Genomic DNA, 17,074 nt, shown 5'->3' on the forward strand with positions numbered 1-17,074 from the left:
GCAGCCATGATGGCGTGATTGGCAGCGTCCTAGACTGGTCTGTTCGAAACCGCTGGGCGGTCGTGGTTCTGGCCCTCTGCGTAGCGATTTGGGGGGCTTTCAATCTCGCCCGATTGCCCATCGATGCGGTGCCGGACATCACCAATGTTCAGGTGCAGATCAACACCGAGGCACCGGCGCTCTCGCCCTCGCAGATCGAAACGCAGGTAACCTTCCCTGTCGAAACCGGCATGGCCGGAATCGAGGGACTGGAGATGACCCGCTCGATCTCGCGCAATGGCTTTAGCCAGGTCACGGCGATCTTCGAGGAAGGCACGGATATCTATTTCGCGCGATCGCAGGTGGAGGAACGGCTCGCCACGCTCGCCTCTTCGCTTCCTGCAGGCGCGGAGCCGTCGATGGGTCCGATTGCGACCGGTCTCGGCGAGGTGTTGATGTATACCATCGAGTTTGAGCATCCGGGCGGAACCGATGCGCCCAAGGGTGGTGCTGTTGGCTGGCAGAATGACGGCAGCTTTGTCACGGACCGGGGCGAGCGATTGGACACGGCGGTGGCGAGAGCCGCCTATCTGCGTACGGTACAGGATTGGGTCGTCGCGCCGCTGATGCGTTCGGCCAACGGCGTGGCGGGCGTGGACTCGATCGGTGGCTTTGAGAAGCAGTACCTGGTGCAGCCAGACCCCGACCGCCTCAACGGCTACGGCGTTTCGCTCGACCAGCTGATTACCGCGCTGGAAGCGGCGAACCAGGCCGAAGGCGCCAACTTTGTCGAACGGGCTGGCGAAGCTCTTCTTGCACGGGTCGATTCCCGGCTGAATTCCGTAGAAGACATTGCGCAGGCAGTGGTGGCAACGCGCGAAGGTGTGCCGATCCGCGTCGGCGACGTGGCAACGGTCGAGATTGGCGGCGATCTCCGCACTGGTGCAGCCTCGCTGAATGGCGAGGAAGCCGTCGTGGGTACTGTGCTGATGCGCGCAGGCGAAAACAGCCGCACCGTAGCTGCGGGTGCTGCCGACAGGCTCGACGAGGTACGGTCGTCGCTTCCAGCAGGAGTTGAGGCGGAGATCGTCTACAACCGTTCGACACTCGTCGATGCGACCATCGTGACGGTACGCAACAACCTTGTCGAGGGCGCGCTTCTCGTCATCGTTATTTTGTTCTTGCTGCTTGGAAACATCCGCGCCGCGATCATTGCAGCTCTGGTCATCCCTTTGTCGATGCTGATGGCAGCTATTGGCATGAACCGGCTTGGCGTATCTGGCAATCTGATGAGTCTTGGTGCGCTTGATTTCGGCCTGATTGTCGATGGCGCTGTCATCATCGTCGAAAACAGCATCGCGCGCCTCGCCGCAAGGCAGGAGCACGAGGGACGTTTGCTCACACTGCGCGAACGCCTTGCCGAGACGCGGGCAGCGGCGCATGAGATGATCAAGCCAACGGTGTATGGCCAGGCGATCATCTTTCTGGTTTTTGCGCCGCTCCTCACCTTCACCGGGGTTGAGGGCAAGACATTTTCGCCCATGGCCATCACGGTGATGCTGGCACTTGCCTCGGCATTCATACTCTCGCTTACTTTCGTCCCAGCGATGATCGCTCTCTTGCTGAACAAGAAAATCAACGAACAGGAAGCAAAGCCCATCCGAATGACAAAGGAGCGCTATGGTCCGCTGCTGCGCAGAGCGCTTGCCCGTCCATGGCCTGTCATCGGTACCGGAGTCGGCGTGTTCGCGCTCGCGGCGCTTGTCTTCAGCTTCATCGGCAGCGAATTTACACCGCAGCTCGACGAGCGTGATCTGGCTGTCCAGTCATTGCGTATTCCTTCCACCCCACTGGAGCAGTCGCTTACAATGCAGCGCCAGGTTGAAGCGCGATTGAAGCAATTCCCGCAGGTTGAGCTGGTATTTTCGCGCACCGGCACGGCAGAGGTCGCGACCGACCCCATGCCGCCGAACATCTCGGATGCCTATGTTATCCTCAAACCGCGCGAAGAATGGCCTGACCCCTCGCTGTCTAAGGATCAACTTGTAAGCGAGATGGAAGAGGCGCTCGGCAATCTCGTTGGCAATCTCTATGAATTCAGCCAGCCCATCGAGCTGCGCTTTAACGAGCTTATCGCAGGCGTTCGCGGCGATGTCGCGATCAAACTCTACGGCGATGATCTCACGGCCATGACTGCGGCTGCAAACCAGGTCGCGGTCGTGCTCCGCGGTGTCGAGGGCGCGGCCGATGTGAAGGTCCAGCAGGTTTCGGGTTTTCCGACGCTCGATATAGCCTTCGATAGGCCAACGATTGCGCGCTACGGCCTCACGGTCGAAGACGTGGCGCAGTCCGTTGCCATAGCGCTTGGAGGTCGAAACGCAGGGCTGGTGTTCGAAGGCGATCGACGTTTCGATGTCGTGGTCAGGCTATCGGATGCAAATCGCAATGACTTCGACCAGCTCGGATCATTGCCGATCGTGCTTCCCAATGGAGGAACCGTGCCGTTGCGCGCAGTGGCAAAGTTTCAGGTGATCGATGGCTTGGCCGAGGTCCGGCGCGAGCAGGGTCGCCGGCTGGTGATTGTGTCCGCCAACGTTCGTGAACGTGATCTTGGGTCATTCGTCGAGCAGGCACAGTCCGAGGTTGCCGCGAATGTTGATTTGCCGTCCGCATCGTTCATCGAATGGGGCGGTCAGTACCAGAACCTGCAACAGGCTCAGCAGCGTCTGCTGATCGTGGTTCCGCTCGCCTTCGGCGTCATCTTGTTGCTCCTGTATTTGGCGGTCGGCGGTTGGGTCCCTGCGCTGGCGGTGTTCAGCGCAATCCCTATGGCACTGGCTGGCGGGGTCTTTTTCCTGGCTCTGCGCGGCATGCCTTTTTCCATCTCGGCAGCGGTGGGGTTCATTGCTCTCTCCGGAGTTGCGACGCTGAACGGCCTCGTCATGATCACAGCGATCAAGCAGCGTCTCGAGCAAGGCTTGGAACTGGGCGACGCGATCATCGAGGGCGCGATCGCACGGCTGCGGCCAGTGTTGATGACAGCGCTTGTCGCATCGCTCGGCTTTGTTCCGATGGCGCTTGCGACGGGAACCGGGGCCGAAGTGCAACGTCCATTGGCTACGGTTGTCATTGGCGGGTTGATCACCGCCACCGCGCTCACCCTGTTCGTATTGCCAGCCATTGTAAGCCTGATCTTCGCGAGAAAACCGCGCGCGACCCAGGTTGAGACATCAGCAGCAGCGAGGAGCGACAGCTAGTGACACGGAATATCGAACTCGAACTATCGTCGCTTCTCCCGGACATTCCGAGCGACACCGACAGATGTATCGCTCGGCTGCAGTCGTTGCTCAGTTCGCGGGCCGGGGTGCATGGGGTCGAGGTCCTTGCAGGATCGAACAGTACACCTGCCCAGCTTGCAATATCTTACGATCCCGATCGTCTCACGATCGCGCGGATCAGAGAACTTGCGCACGTAGCAGGAGCGGAAATTTCCGGGCGCTACGGGCATGTTGTGTGGCAAACCGAGGGCATTAATTCGGTGCGCCGGGCGCAGACGGTCGCAGATCTGGTAGCCCGCGAATCCGGCGTACTTGAAGCAAATGCCGATGCGAGCGGAAAGCTGGTCGCCGAGTTCGACCGCCGGCGTACCGATGAGACCGCGATTGCCAATGCGCTGCAAGAACTGGGGGTTTCAATCAAGGCCGACAAAATCGCCGCAAATGCCAGGGATGCTGAAGAACACCGCCATGACGATAAAGATCATTCCGGGCACAGTCACGGCGGCATCTTCGGCGCTAATACTGAACTCTTTTTCTCGCTCGCTTCGGGCGCATTTCTCGCCATCGGCTTCGGGATCGAGAAACTGTGGGACGGGCATCCGGTCTGGCTGCCGTTCGCTTGCTATATAGCGGCATATTTCTTCGGAGGCTTCTTCACTCTCCGAGAGGCGTGGGACAATTTGCGCCTCCGCCGGTTCGAAATCGACAGCCTCATGCTTGTCGCCGCTGCGGGCGCCGCCTTTCTCGGGGAATGGGCCGAAGGCGCGCTACTGCTGTTCCTGTTCAGTTTCGGCCACGCGCTCGAACACTACGCGATGGGGCGCGCGAAGAAAGCTATCGAAGCGCTCGCCGGGCTTGCCCCGGACACCGCACGGGTAAAGCGCGGAACTGACGTAGTTGAGATCCCGGTCGAGGAGCTTGCGCTAGGCGACGTGGTAATCGTGCGTCCGAACGAACGCCTTCCGGCTGATGGCTTCATCCTGGACGGCGTCAGTGCCATCAATCAGGCTCCGGTGACCGGCGAAAGCGTGCCGGTCGACAAGAGCGCGGTTTCGGATGTCGCTTCTGCGCGCGCCAATCCTGACAATCTTGCGGATGACAATCGCGTCTTCGCGGGGACGATCAACGGATCGGGCGCACTCGAAGTGGAAGTGACCCGGCGATCGAGCGATACGACCCTAGCCAAGGTCGTCCAAATGGTGAGCGAAGCCGAGGCTCAGCAATCTCCTACCCAGCGCTTCACGCAGCGCTTCGAGCGAATTTTCGTGCCTGCCGTGCTCGCTCTGGCCGGCCTGCTCCTTTTCGCATGGGTTGTCATCGACGAGCCGTTCCGCGACAGTTTCTACCGGGCGATGGCGGTGCTTGTGGCTGCGAGCCCGTGCGCTTTGGCGATCGCGACCCCGAGCGCGGTCTTGTCCGGAGTGGCCAGAGCTGCACGCAGCGGCATTCTGGTGAAGGGCGGCGCGCCGCTCGAGGATCTCGGTGCGCTCAAGGCCATCGCGTTCGACAAGACCGGTACTCTTACCGAAGGCGAACCCCGCATTACCGATGTCGAACCCGAGCAGGGTGTATCTGAAAACGAACTGCTTGCGATTGCTTCGGCGGCTGAAAATCTGAGCGATCATCCCCTGGCACAGGCGATTGTCAGGGACGGCAAGCAGCGGCTTGGCGATGAGACTCTGCCCGAAGCTACCAATCTCGAAAGCTTCACAGGCAAGGGCATCACCGCGCTTGTCGGCGGTGAGCGGGTGTGGATCGGAAAGCTCGAAATGTTCGGGCAAGACGGGGTCCCTCCGCTCAGTGCCGAACTGTCGGATGCTATCGAGGGCATGCGCGAGCGCGGGCGAACGACAATGGGCGTTCGCTCGGAAACGCGCGATCTCGGAGCGATCGGCTTGCTCGACACGCCGCGAGCGGCGGCAAAGGCGACGCTCGAAGCGTTGCGCGGCCTCGGGATCACCCGAATGATCATGATCTCGGGCGACGACCAAAGAGTGGCCGATGCGGTTGGAACGGAAGTCGGCCTCGACGAGGCCTGGGGCAATCTCATGCCCGATGACAAGGTCAAGGCCATCCGCAAGCTTGCCGGCCAGGACAAGGTTGCGATGGTCGGAGACGGGGTCAATGACGCTCCGGCCATGGCGAATGCCACCGTCGGGATAGCAATGGGGGCTGCCGGATCGGACGTTGCATTGGAGACAGCCGATGTCGCGCTGATGGCCGATGATCTCGCCCGACTGCCTTTCGCCGTCGATCTGAGCCGACAGACCCGGTCGATCATCCGGCAGAATATGATCGTCAGTCTTGGAATTGTTGTCGTGCTCATCCCGGCAACCATTTTCGGTCTCGGGATAGGCCCCGCTGTCGCGGTTCACGAGGGATCAACGCTGATCGTGGTCGCCAATGCGCTCCGGCTTCTGGCGTATAAAGAGAAGGGCAGCACAAAAGACATAGCGGAGAAGCCAGTATGAGCTGCAACGATGACTTCGATCTGGATTCGGCGGACAAACGACGCACATTGTGGATCGTATTGTGGCTCAACGTCGCAATCGCGGTTGGTTTCTTTGTCGTTGCCTATTTTGCGGACTCGAACGCGCTCTTGGCCAACGGGCTCGACAATTCATCCGATGCATTTGTCTACGCGCTCAGTCTTCTGGCTCTCACCCGTTCGCAATCCTGGAAACGAGGGGCCGCGCGTTTCTCAGGCATTATGCTCCTAGTCTTCGCCGGAGGCGTTATCGCCGATGCCGTCAGGCGTTTCATCGAAGGCTCCGAGCCGGGCGGCCTGATGATGATCGCCATGGCGGGCATCGCGGCGGTGGTGAACCTCATATGCCTGCGCATGCTCCAGAAGCTTCAGCAAAAGGATGTCAATCTGCGCGCAGCGACCACGTTTAGCTTTAACGATTTCATATCGAACGGCGGTATCATCGTCGCCGGGATCATCGTTATGCTTACAGGCGCAAATTGGCCGGATCTCGTGGTTGGGATCGCGGTTGCTGGCATCGCCCTGTATGGCGGGATCGATATCCTTCGCGATGCGCACAGGGATAAGCATGAGGAAGCGGGCACCCAACATATCAAAGGCGACGAATTCCGAAGATGATGCTCGAATTTTGCATTTTGGCCGCTGGATTGCCTCGGCTCCTTATTCAGACTATCGCAGCTTCGTGAAATTTGTTCGCGCCTTGACCCTGATTTGCTTCAGCTTTGGACTGCTTGTGCAGGTTGCTGCGCAGGCGGCCGTTCCGCAGAGCGAAATGGCTGGGTCGGCTGATTGTGCTGAAATGGCGCAAGGCATGGCCGAGCACGGCATGTCTGAACACGCGATGCCCGAACAGATGGTTTCCGAAACGGACCCGGCCGAACAGCATGGCTCATGCTGCGAGATGAGCCTCGATTGTCTCGTAGCCATGAATTGCCTGCCACCGCTGGCGCTTGCGGGTCCGGGACTGGCGCATGCAGGACCGTTTCCTGTTGCGCCTACGTATCTGGCCGCTAGCGCCAACAGGCTCGACAGCCAGCCTCGACCGCCGGAATCTCCGCCTCCACAAACCGAACTCACCATCTAGCATTTCCCGGGCGGTGCTCTGCGCCGTTTGCGAGCTTGACGGATTACTTGACTTGCGCCGTGTCGATTGACGCGTACGCCGAAGTCGTTCCCGGCCAGTTCGCTTTGAAAGAGTGAGAATTATGGATTGGCGAATTGGCTGGGTGCCGTTTTCGGCACTGCTCGCCGCGCAAGCTGCGCAAGCGCAGTCTGTCGGATACGAGGAAGCACTTGCAGCGGTGCGGGGCGAGCAACCCGTTTTGGAAGCTGGCGCGCTGCGTGTACAATCACGGCGCGAGGCTGCGGAAGCGGCGGACGAGCTTCCCGACCCGCGTTTACGCGCAGGGGTTATGAACCTTCCGGTAAGCGGACCCGCGGCGTTCGAGCTTGACCGGCAACTTCCTACGCAAGTCGCCATCGGTATCGAGCAGGAGATACCCAATCTTGCGCGGCGACGGGCGAGGTATGGCGTTGCCAGTTCCGAAGTTCGGGTGGCGGAAGCACGGCTCGGTATGGCGGAGCGCAATCTTCTCGCAAGCGCTGGAACCGCTTGGGTCAGCTTGTTCTACGCGCAAGAACGCCTCGATCTCGCCAGCACAGCGCTCGATGAGCTGCGAGCCTTCATCCCTGTTGCCAATAGCGCAGTTGCGTCGGGCTCGGCCCGCCCGGCCGAAAGCCTCGTGATACGGCGCGAATTGCTTGGGATCGAGGATGCAGCGACGTCGATCGAGGCCGAGCGCGAGACGGCGCAAGCGCAGCTTTCCCGATACATACCGTTCCCTGACCCGGTTGCCTTGGGTGAGGCTCCCACGGCGGCTCTGGATGAAAACCAGCTTCGCTTCGAACTGGAAGGGAATCCCGAACTCATTCTGGCCGATGCGGAACGAGACCGGGCCGAAGCCGGTGTCGCGCTCGCTCGCGCTGAAAAGAGGCCGGATTTTGGGGTGAGCGTCAACTATGGTCGTCGCGACCAGGCGTTTGGCGATGCGGTGTCGGTCATGGGGTCGATTACTCTTCCGATCTTCACCGACCGGCGGCAGAATCCGCGCATCGCCGCCGCCGAAGCCGATGCCGCTGCCGCTTTGGCCGAACGCGAGGATCGCAGACGCGCGCTGGTCGCGGATTTCGAAGCCGATCTCGCCACTTGGCGCAGCACTATGCGCCAATGGCGCCGCGCGCGTGATGAACTTCTTCCGCTCGCGCGTGACCGCGTTGACCTCGAGACAGCCAGCTTTGCGGCCGGGCGTGCCGATCTCGTCGATGTGATTGCGGCGAAATCCGCACTTGCCTTGCTCGAGCTGGAAATTCTCGAACGCGAACAGGCGGCCGTGCAGGCGGCGGTCGAGCTACAACTCACATACGGGGAGGGCAGGCCATGAACTCCGTGCTCGAACGATTTACGCAGCGCCGACGCATGTTTGCGGCTGGGCTAGGTATTGCCCTTGTCAGCCTGGCTGCTGGCTACGGTCTTCACATGCTCGGCGGCGAGAGCAGCGGAGCTGGCTCGCCGACGGATACTGACTGTGAGGATGTGCTTTATTGGTACGATCCGATGGTGCCCGGACAACGTTTTGACGAGCCCGGTAAGTCGCCCTTCATGGACATGATGCTGGTTCCCAAGTGCGCCGGAGAAGCTGCGGAAGCGGGCGTCCGGATTGATCCCGGCCTTGTGCAGAATTTCGGAATTCGCACCGCAGCAGCCGAGTTCGGCGTTCTCGAACCGGAGATCACCGTTACGGGTGTCCTCGCATACAACAGCAGGGATATAGCTATCGTCCAGCCGCGCGCGGGGGGCTACGTCCAACGCACCTATGGCCTTACGCAGGACGATGTCGTCAGTCGCGGCGCTCCGATCGTCGATATTTTGGTCCCTGATTGGGGCGGCGCGCAGCGCGAGTACATTGCTGTGCTCAATACTGGCGATCGGGCGCTGGCAGATGCGATGCGGCAGCGCATGCGATTGCTTGGAATGAACGACGCAATGATCGCATCGGTCGAACGCACACGCAGAGCCCAAAACACGATCACCGTCACGGCTCCGGTGGGCGGTGCCGTAACAATGCTTGGGGTGCGCTCCGGCATGACTGTAATGGAAGGTCAGACTTTGGCCGAGATTACGGGCTTTTCGCCGATATGGCTTGAAGCTTCGGTTCCTGAAGCCCAGGCCGCAAATGTCCGGCAGGGCCAGCCCATCAGTGCGACCCTGGCAGCGTATCCGGATCAGCGATTTGCGGGACGGATTGTTGCCATCCTTCCAAGCGCCGATGCCGCGAGCCGAACCATCACCGTCCGGGCTGAGCTACCCAATCCGCGCAGCAGGTTGAAACCAGGGATGTTCGCGCAGGTGTCGCTTTCACCCGACACACGGCGAGCCTTGCTGGTACCGTCGGAGGCGGTCATTCGAACCGGACGCCGAAATCTCGTGATGCTCAAGCAGGATGAAGGCGCGTTCCTGCCTGCCGAGGTCGAAATCGGGCGCGAAGCGAATGGCAGGACAGAGATACTCGCAGGCCTTGCGGAGGGCGAGCAGGTCGTCACTTCAGGTCAGTTCCTGATCGACTCCGAAGCAAGTCTTGGCGGGATCGACGTCAGGTCGATCGATGGGACCATGAGCATGGCGTCGGACGGCTCGCCAAAGATGAGGGCATACACCGCTACGGGAAGAGTGACGAAAATCGCTGGTGCTTCGATCACTCTCAACCACGCGCCGGTTCCCGCCCTCGAATGGCCAAGCATGGTCATGCCCTTCGCCCTCGCCGACGCCGCTCTAGTTGACGGTATTGAACCGGGCGACAAGGTCGAGTTTACCTTCTCGCAGCACGACACCGGTCCGCGCATCGAATCCATTCGGAAGACCGACCGATGATCGCGCGCATAATCGATGCCTCGATCGCCAATCGGTTTTTCATCGTTCTGGCGGCCTTCGCGGTCGCGCTCGCCGGCTTCTGGGCGGTGCGCGCAACGTCTGTCGATGCGATCCCAGATCTGTCTGATGTGCAGGTCGTGGTGCGGTCGAATTATCCGGGGCAAGCTCCGCGCATCGTCGAGGACCAGGTCACCTATCCGCTCGCAACGACGATGCTCTCGGTGCCGGGCGCGGAAACAGTGCGCGGCTATTCGATGTTCGGCGACAGCTTCGTCTACGTGATCTTCGAGGATGGGACGGACCTCTACTGGGCGCGTTCGCGCGTGCTCGAATATCTCAACCAGGTGCAAAACGAATTGCCCGACGGAGTGACCAGCTCGCTCGGGCCGGACGCGACGGGCGTAGGCTGGATTTACGAATATGCGCTGGTTGACCGAACGGGGAACAGCGACCTTGCTGGCCTTCGGAGCCTTCAGGACTGGTTCTTGCGCTATGAGCTGCAGACCATTCCGGGCATCGCAGAGGTCGCCAGCGTCGGCGGCATGGTCAAGCAATACCAGGTCGTCCTGGAGCCTTATCGCATGGCTTCGCTTGGCGTCACTTACAGCGATGTCGTGCGCGCCATACAAGCTTCCAATCAAGAGGCTGGCGGATCGGTGGTCGAAATGGGCGAGGCCGAGTTTATGGTCCGCGCTTCAGGCTATCTCACGTCTCTCGACGACTTCCGGCAGATCCCTCTCAAATCAGTCGGGAACGGTATACCGGTTACTCTATCCGATATCGCCACGATCCAGCTTGGCCCCGAAATGCGGCGAGGAATCGCCGAACTCAATGGCGAAGGCGAAGTCGCAGGCGGTATTGTTGTGCTTAGACAAGGCGAGGATGCGCGGGCAACGATCGCGGCTGTCGAAGAGAAGCTCGACGTGCTCCAGGCCAGTCTTCCTGAAGGGGTCGAGATTGTCACGACCTATGATCGTTCGAAGCTGATCGACGCCTCGATCGAAAACCTGACCGGAAAACTCATCGCCGAATTTATCATCGTCGCGATCGTTTGCGCGCTGTTCCTGTGGTATGTGCGATCAGCATTGGTGGCGATCGTCACGCTTCCATTGGGGGTGCTGGCGGCCTTTATCGTGATGCGGTTCCAGGGGGTCGATGCGAACATCATGTCCTTGGGCGGCATCGCCATCGCAATCGGCGCGATGGTCGACGCTGCCATCGTCATGATCGAGAACGCGCACAAGCATATCGAGCATTGGGAAGAGGACCATCCCGACGAGAAGATGTCCAACGATGAGCGCTGGAAACTGATTGCGGACGCATCGAAAGAGGTGGGGCCAGCGCTGTTTTTCAGCCTCCTGATCATAACCCTATCGTTCCTGCCGGTGTTTACTCTGCAGGCGCAGGAAGGGCGGCTCTTCTCCCCACTGGCCTTTACCAAGACCTATGCCATGGCGGCGGCCGCCATTCTGTCGGTGACGCTGGTTCCCGTTCTGATGGGCTGGCTGATCCGCGGGAAGATACCCAAGGAGGACACCAACGTCCTCAATCGCTTGCTGACCAACGCCTACCGGCCCGGTCTTGATTGGGTAATGCGCCGACCGAAAACCACTTTGGTTGTGGCCGGACTGGTATTCCTTACAGCGCTGATCCCGTTCACCCGTCTTGGAGGAGAATTTCTTCCCCCGCTCGATGAAGGCGATCTCCTCTACATGCCGAGCGCTCTGCCTGGCCTGTCTCCTGGTGAAGCGTCCGCATTGCTTCAGCGGACGGACCGACTGATCAAATCCGTACCGGAAGTCGACACCGTTTTCGGAAAAGCGGGGCGGGCCGATACAGCGACCGACCCCGCGCCGCTCACGATGTTCGAGACAACCATCCGGTTCAAGCCGCGCGAAGACTGGCGGCCGGGCATGACGCCAGAGAAGCTCGTCGACGAGCTCGATCGTGCTGTGCAGGTGCCGGGACTCGCCAATGTCTGGGTGCCCCCGATCCGCAACCGCATCGATATGCTCGCGACCGGTATCAAAAGCCCGATCGGCGTGAAAGTGTCCGGCGAGGACCTTGCCGAAATCGAGCGCGTAGCTTTGCAGGTCGAGAATGTCGCAAAACAGGTTCCTGGCGTCAGCTCCGCATTGGCAGAGCGTCTTTCGGGAGGCCGCTATGTCGATGTGGACATCGACCGGGTCGCTGCGGCGCGTTTCGGGCTGAATATCGCCGATGTTCAGCAAATTGTGTCAGGCGCGATCGGCGGCGCGAATATCGGACGGACAGTCGAAGGATTGGCGCGATATCCTATCAATGTCCGCTATCCGCGCGAGATCCGCGACAGTCTCGGAGAACTGCGCGCGCTGCCTTTGCTAACCCCCTCTGGCCAGCAAATTACGCTCGGCACCGTAGCGCAGGTGAGCGTCAGCGATGGCCCCCCCATGCTCAAGAATGAGCAGGGCCGTCTTATCAGCGTGGTCTATGTCGACACGCGCGGGCGCGATCTTACTTCGGTCGTAAGCGATCTTCAGGAGGCGGTGTCAGAGGGCGTCGATCTGCCTGCCGGTGTGAGCATCTCTTACGCGGGCCAGTTTGAATATCTCACCCGCGCCAATGAGCGGTTGCAGGTCGTCGTTCCCGCGACGCTCGGCATCATCTTCGTTTTGCTGTACCTGATCTTCCGCCGCTTCGACGAAGCGCTACTTGTTATGGGCACACTGCCCTTTGCCCTCACCGGCGGCTTCTGGCTGCTCTATCTGATGGGCTACAACCAGTCTGTTGCGACATCGGTGGGTTTTATTGCGCTTGCCGGTGTGTCTGCCGAGTTCGGCGTCATCATGCTGATCTACCTCAAGTCTGCGCTGGCCCGGCGCAGCGGTGCCCTCGATGCGGACGGCGTGGGCGAAGCCATCAGGGAGGGTGCTCTTCTGCGCGTGCGTCCCAAGGCGATGACCGTGGCCGTCATTCTTGCCGGTCTCTTCCCTATCCTCATTGGAACCGGCGCAGGTTCGGAGGTCATGAGCCGCATCGCCGCGCCGATGGTGGGCGGCATGATCACCGCACCGCTGCTTTCGATGTTCGTTATCCCCGCCGCATATTTGTTGATGCGGCGCCCCCGGCCCGAACGGCCAACCCAACCCCAAGGAGAAGAAGAATGCGTACCACAACCCTCATGAGCCTACTGGCCCTTCCGCTGGCGATGGCGGCCTGCGATTCTGGCCAGGACACTGCCCAGATGAACGACATGCCGATGGCAGAGAATGAAATGATGGACGGCGAAGATATGCCGATGATGGAACCTGGCAGCGGAATGCAAACCGCCAACGCAGAAGGCACGGTCACTGCAATCGATGCCGAAGCGGGCACGATAACCGTCGACCACGGTCCGGTCCCGGCGATCGAATGGCCTGCGATGACCATGGCTTTTGGAGCCGATGAACAACTGCGCAGCGAAGTAAGCGTCGGTGAGGGAATTGCCTTTGAATTTCGTACTGGTTCTGAAGGCAATGTGATCACGTCGATCACGAAGCAGTGAGTCGGTTGGGTGGTGCCTGGCAAACCTGGTGCCGCCCAATGAGATGCGGGGCGACCGGAATCTGGTATCGTGACGGCAATTCGAAGGTATTCGGCACAAGGCTGTAAGAGGTCTGCTGTAGAGTGAGAAAGGAAGAGCGATGAGCACGGACGCAAGCTTGCTCGAAGGCACCGCCATCGATCCCGTCTGCGGCATGAGCGTAGCGATCGACGGAGCAGAGCATATCGCGAAGCATGCGGGGGCCGAGCACTATTTTTGTTCGCCGCGATGTCACGACAAGTTCGTCACCGATCCCGAGCTCTATCTCTCGGGCGCGCATCTCGACGCGGTCGAGGATGTGCCCGAAGGCACGATCTACACCTGCCCGATGCACCCTGAAATCCGCCAGCCCGGGCCGGGTTCATGCCCGATTTGCGGCATGGCGCTCGAACCGGAAACGGTTTCGCTAGACGATGGCCCCGATCCCGAACTGGTCGACATGCGGCGTAGGTTCGGGTGGAGCGCGCTGCTCACGCTGCCTCTGTTCGTCTACGCGATGAGCGACATGGCACCGGGGCTCAGTTTCGACCGGCTGATCGAACCTGCCTGGGCGCAATGGGCGCAGTTTGCCCTTGCCACACCGGTTGTTCTTTGGGGAGCCTGGCCGTTCTTCGTTCGGGCCGTCCAGTCGCTCAAGACGCGCAATCTCAACATGTTCACGCTGATCGGGTTTGGCGTTGCCATCGCCTATCTGTTCAGCGTGGTGGCGACGGTCGCGCCCGATCTGTTCCCTGCGGCGTTCCGCGACCATTCGGGACGGGTCGGGATCTATTTCGAGGCGGCAGCGGTCATAACCACACTCGTTTTGCTCGGACAGGTCCTCGAGCTCAAGGCCAGGGGCTCGACCTCGAGCGCCTTGCGCGCATTGCTCGAATTGGCGCCGCCCAGCGCGGTCAAGATCTTCGGCTCCGGCGATGAGCGCGAGGTGCCGCTCGACCAGCTGGCCACAGGCGATCGTCTGCGCGTTCGACCGGGCGATAAGGTTCCGGTCGATGGCGAGATCGAAGAGGGATCGAGCGCCATCGACGAATCCATGATCAGCGGCGAACCGCTGCCGGTCGCCAAACAGGCTGGCGACACAGTCATTGGCGGCACGGTCAACCAGACTGGCGGGTTCGTCATGCGCGCGACCGGTGTGGGCAAAGACACGATGCTGTCCAAGATCGTCCAGATGGTGGCCGAGGCGCAGCGCAGCCGCGCACCGATCCAGCGACTGGCGGATCAGGTGGCGGGCTGGTTTGTGCCTGCGGTGGTGGTGATAGCCATCGCCACCTTCGTGGTCTGGGGAATCTGGGGTCCCGCACCTGCGCTTGCCTACGCATTGGTCAATGCCATTGCGGTCCTGATCATCGCTTGTCCCTGCGCGCTTGGTCTCGCTACGCCGATGTCGATCATGACCGGCACGGGCAAGGGTGCCCAGCATGGCATCCTGATCCGCAATGCCGAGGCGCTGGAGACACTCGAGAAGATCGATACGCTAGTGGTCGACAAGACCGGCACGTTGACGATGGGCAAGCCCGATCTGGTGGCGGTGACGCCAGCAGAAGGAATCGACGAAGCCGATTTCCTGGCTGCGGTTGCAGGCGTCGAAATGGGGAGCGAACATCCGCTGGCCCACGCCATCGTCGAAGGTGCGCGGACGCGCGGGGTCTCGCCCGCCAATGCCACGGATCTCGCTTCGACGACCGGGGAAGGTGTTGAAGCCAATGTCCAGGGCCGCCGGGTTGCGATCGGCAATGAGAAGATGATGCGGCGCGTCGGGATCGATGACGAGGCCTGGCTCGGCACGGCCGAAAGTGGCCGCAGGCAGGGTCAAACAGTGATGTTCGTGGCATTCGATGGCCGTCCGGCAGGGCTCATCGCGGTGGCCGATCCGATCAAGCCTACCAGTGCAGCGGTCATTGCGGCACTGCACAAGCGCGATATCCGGGTCGTTATGCTCACGGGCGACAGCCGCGGCACTGCCGAAGCGGTCGCCCGTGAAATGGGAATCGACGAAGTGCATGCGAATGTCTCGCCCGAAGACAAGCACCGCAAGATCGAAGAGCTGAAAGCGCAAGGTCGCCGGGTCGGCATGGCCGGGGACGGGATCAACGATGCTCCTGCGCTGGCTGCCGCCGATGTTGGTATTGCGATGGGCACCGGCACCGATGTCGCAATCGAAAGCGCAGGCGTGACGCTGGTTCGCGGCGACCTGACAGGAGTGGTGCAGGCCATCGTGCTGTCGCGTGGGACGATGCGCAACATCCGGCAGAACCTGTTTTTCGCCTTCGCTTACAACACACTCGGCATTCCGGTCGCGGCAGGCGTGCTGTATCCCTTCTTCGGAGTGCTGCTCAGCCCGATGATTGCGGCCGCAGCCATGAGCCTCTCTTCCGTATCGGTGATAGGCAATGCGCTGCGGCTGCGGGGTCTGCGCCTCGAAGTCTGACAGGCCAAACTTCAGCCATGCGCGTTTTTCCAAGCGCCCATGGAACCGAGATAGATGTCGAGGCGCTTGAAGCCCTGGCTTGCGAGCCAGCCTGCCGCAACGCTCGCCCGCATGCCGCTCGCGCACATCAGCGTGTAGTGGCGGTCGCGGTCGAGCTCTTTCCATCGCTTGTTGAGCTCGCCAACATAGATATGCTCTGACCCGTCGATGCTTGCATCTTGTCGTTCGTCCGCGTCGCGCACGTCGAGCAAAGTCCATTCGCAGCTGTCTTGATCGAGCCTGCGCGCGACTTCCTCGGTGCCAATCATGGGAATGCTGCGCATCGCTTTGCCCTGAGCAGCGGCTGGAACCACGCCGACATAGCCGCCGACAACATTATCGAGACCGATGCGCACCAGATGGGCCATGGCGTGGGCTAGCTGGTCTTCCTCGGAAGCGACGAGGGCAATCCTGTCGCCTTCACCGAGGAACCATCCGGCAAAGGCCGGTATCATTCCCACCGGAAGGCACATGGCACCCGGCATATGACCGGCGGCATAGGCGAGCGGCTCGCGCACATCGACCAGGTGATCGGCGCCGCTCTCGCGAAGGTCGTCCAGCCCCAGACGCCTTGGCCGCATAATCCGCGGCGCGGCATCGGCCCCTTCGAGGTTAAGCCGTTCCATCAGCCGGAAATAGGGAGGTTGGTAGTGGTGTTCTGCTACCTTCGCCTTGATGAACTCATCGCGGTCGGAGATGCGCAGGCGCGGGTTGTTGCGCCGCTCGTGGCCGATTGTCGAGAATTCCCGGTCCGCCATTCCCGACCCGCAGACCGAGCCCGCACCATGCGCCGGGTAGATGATCGCCTGGTCGCCGAGGCGGCAAAGTTTCTGCAGGGAGTCGAAAAGAAGGCCCGCGACTTCTTCCTTGCGCTCGGGATAGAAATCGGTGCGTCCGACATCGCCGACGAACAAGGCATCGCCGGTAAAGACGCCGACCGGTCCCTCGGAATATTCGCTGTCATGGATGACGAAAGCGAGATGATCGTCGGTGTGTCCAGGTGTTTCAAGCACTTCGATCTTCAATTGACCCAGCTCGAAACAATCGCCTTCGCGCGTAGTGTTGGCGAAGGCCACGTTTCCGGCCGGATTGGGACCGTGGTGAACCGTCGCACCAGTCAAGTCCGCAAGGATCGGCGAGCCGCTGAGCAGATCCTCATTGCGATGGGTTTCGAAGATATGCGTTATCTCCAGCCCTTCAGCCCGGGCCCTTTCGACATAGACCTCGAAGTCCCGGCGCGGATCGATGACCGCTGCCTGTCCGCCCGAACCGATGATGTAGGAAAGGTGCGAGAGGCCAGGGGTTTTGATCTTCTCCAGAAACATACAATTTTCCTTGTCTGTTGCTCAAAACTTGTAACGTTCGGGCT

At 60.9% G+C, this 17,074-nt stretch carries 10 protein-coding genes; 9 read left to right on the top strand and 1 reads right to left on the bottom strand.

The annotated features are described in order from the left end of the window. Positions 1-14: 14 nt before the first annotated feature. The 9 genes from FIU90_RS08370 to FIU90_RS08410 all read left to right on the top strand — a co-directional run bounded on the left by FIU90_RS08370 (position 15) and on the right by FIU90_RS08410 (position 15,666). Positions 15-3,236 (top strand): efflux RND transporter permease subunit, encoded by a 3,222-nt coding sequence (locus FIU90_RS08370; protein ID WP_152435766.1) that lies wholly within the window; start codon positions 15-17, stop codon positions 3,234-3,236. Beyond that, a complete protein-coding gene (locus tag FIU90_RS08375; RefSeq protein ID WP_152434342.1) occupies positions 3,236-5,728 on the top strand; it encodes a heavy metal translocating P-type ATPase in 2,493 nt (830 codons plus the stop codon). The genes FIU90_RS08370 and FIU90_RS08375 overlap by 1 nt, the downstream gene beginning before the upstream one ends. Further along, entirely contained in the window at positions 5,725-6,363 is a 639-nt protein-coding gene (locus tag FIU90_RS08380; RefSeq protein ID WP_152434343.1) for a cation diffusion facilitator family transporter, read from the top strand. The genes FIU90_RS08375 and FIU90_RS08380 overlap by 4 nt, the downstream gene beginning before the upstream one ends. A gap of 193 nt (positions 6,364-6,556) precedes the next feature. Beyond that, positions 6,557-6,829, top strand: a complete 273-nt coding sequence (locus FIU90_RS15745) for a hypothetical protein (protein ID WP_234029460.1) — start codon at positions 6,557-6,559, stop codon at positions 6,827-6,829. 121 nt (positions 6,830-6,950) lie between these two features. Next, complete coding sequence (locus tag FIU90_RS08390) at positions 6,951-8,186, top strand: TolC family protein (RefSeq protein ID WP_152434344.1); 1,236 nt, start codon at positions 6,951-6,953, stop codon at positions 8,184-8,186. Beyond that, a complete protein-coding gene (locus tag FIU90_RS08395) occupies positions 8,183-9,673 on the top strand; it encodes an efflux RND transporter periplasmic adaptor subunit (protein ID WP_152434345.1) in 1,491 nt (496 codons plus the stop codon). The genes FIU90_RS08390 and FIU90_RS08395 overlap by 4 nt, the downstream gene beginning before the upstream one ends. After that, on the top strand, positions 9,670-12,837 hold the full coding sequence (locus tag FIU90_RS08400; RefSeq protein ID WP_152434346.1) for an efflux RND transporter permease subunit: 3,168 nt from the start codon (positions 9,670-9,672) through the stop codon (positions 12,835-12,837). Before FIU90_RS08395 ends, FIU90_RS08400 begins: the two co-directional genes overlap by 4 nt. Continuing rightward, positions 12,834-13,196 carry a copper-binding protein gene (locus tag FIU90_RS08405; protein WP_172970324.1) on the top strand — a complete coding sequence of 121 codons (363 nt, stop codon included), beginning with the start codon at positions 12,834-12,836 and terminating at the stop codon, positions 13,194-13,196. Before FIU90_RS08400 ends, FIU90_RS08405 begins: the two co-directional genes overlap by 4 nt. A 139-nt stretch (positions 13,197-13,335) precedes the next feature. Continuing rightward, entirely contained in the window at positions 13,336-15,666 is a 2,331-nt protein-coding gene (locus FIU90_RS08410) for a heavy metal translocating P-type ATPase (RefSeq protein ID WP_152434347.1), read from the top strand. A gap of 11 nt (positions 15,667-15,677) precedes the next feature. Here the strand turns inward: FIU90_RS08410 and FIU90_RS08415 are convergent, their stop codons facing one another. Next, entirely contained in the window at positions 15,678-17,030 is a 1,353-nt protein-coding gene (locus FIU90_RS08415; RefSeq protein WP_086438288.1) for a rhodanese-like domain-containing protein, read from the bottom strand. Between the last annotated feature and the right edge of the window lie 44 nt (positions 17,031-17,074).

Source organism: Erythrobacter sp. THAF29, assembly GCF_009363635.1.
Taxonomy (GTDB): Bacteria; Pseudomonadota; Alphaproteobacteria; order Sphingomonadales; family Sphingomonadaceae; genus Erythrobacter.